The sequence below is a fragment of the Phocaeicola fibrisolvens genome, from assembly GCF_025567125.1.
GTDB classification, from domain to species: domain Bacteria; phylum Bacteroidota; class Bacteroidia; order Bacteroidales; family Bacteroidaceae; genus Phocaeicola; species Phocaeicola fibrisolvens.
Genome location: NZ_JAOQJI010000069.1, coordinates 1 through 1,328, shown reverse-complemented (window position 1 = coordinate 1,328; position 1,328 = coordinate 1). Strand labels below are relative to the sequence as shown.

At 52.8% G+C, this 1,328-nt stretch carries 1 protein-coding gene; it reads left to right on the top strand.

Annotation, left to right across the window (positions count from 1 at the left end):
• Positions 1 to 114 precede the first annotated feature (114 nt).
• Positions 115 to 1,260, top strand: coding sequence for a site-specific integrase (locus OCV81_RS16635; RefSeq protein WP_148330995.1), 1,146 nt, complete (start codon positions 115 to 117; stop codon positions 1,258 to 1,260).
• Positions 1,261 to 1,328 lie beyond the last annotated feature (68 nt).

The window sequence follows — 1,328 nt, the reverse complement described above, 5'->3', positions numbered from 1 at the left end:
CCGACAGCCGAGCCTACGTGTCACTCCGAAAAAACTGTTCGACGATATGGACAGGTACATCGAGGCGACCAAGGACATGAAACTTATTCTTTAACCCACTAAAAAATTACAATTATGCGCAGCACATTTAACATATTGTACTACATCAACCGCAACAAGGTCAAGGCGGACGGAACCACCGCCATCCAGTGCCGTATTTCCATTGACGGCAGACAGAACGCTTTTTCAACGGGTATCTACTGCAAAGCGGAGGACTGGAACGCCAAGACGGGCGAGACAAAAGAACAACGCACTAACAACAGGCTGGACGAACTTCGAAAACGTATCGGGCAGGCGTATGACGACCTGCTGAGAAGGGACGGGGTAGTCAGTGCGGAACTGTTGAAGAACGAAATTACCAAGGTGAGCGCCGCACCCACGACCCTGCTGCAAATCGGGGAGGAGGAACGGGAACGGTTGAGGGTGCGCTCGAAGGAAATCAACTCCACTTCCAGCTACCGCCAGTCCAAGAGCACGCAGGCTTACCTGCGGGAATACCTGTTATCCTTGAAAATGAAGGACATTGCCCTTGAAGACGTCACGGAGGACTTCGGCTACGGCTTTAAACAATATGTAAAGGAGAAAGGATGCAGAGCCTCCCATGTGAACCACTGCATGACGTGGCTCAACAGGTTGCTCTACATCGCGGTGGACAAGGGGCTGCTCCGCTTCAACCCTACGGCGGACGTGCCTTACGAAAAGAAGGACGCACCGCAACTCAGGCATATCAGCCGTAGCCAGTTGATGTACATCATGGAGCATCCCATGACGAACAAGTGGCAGGAGCTGGTGCGCAGGACGTTCATTTTCTCGGCATTCACCGCACTCTCGTATGTGGACGTGCAGGAACTTTACCCGCGCCATATCGGCAGGACGGTTGATGGCAGGCGGTACATCCGCATCCTGCGCAAGAAGACGGGCGTGGAGTCGTTCATCCCCCTGCATCCGGTGGCGGAACAGATACTCGACCTTTATAACACTGAGGATGACACCAAGCCCGTGTTCCCGATGCCCAACCGCGACATGATTTGGTATGCCATCCATGAAATCGGAGTGCTGGCGGGAGTGAAAGGCTCGCTCAGCTACCATCAAAGCCGCCACACGTTCGGAACCCTGCTGATGTCCGCCGGGATACCGATAGAAAGCATCAGCAAGATGATGGGACACACCAATATCCGAACCACGCAGGCATATGCAAGTGCGCCCAGATTGGTCGCTTGATAAATACTTCTGTAGTAAGAAGTTAGGATTGGGTTCAATATAATCCTATCGTCAATCAGCTTATCCGA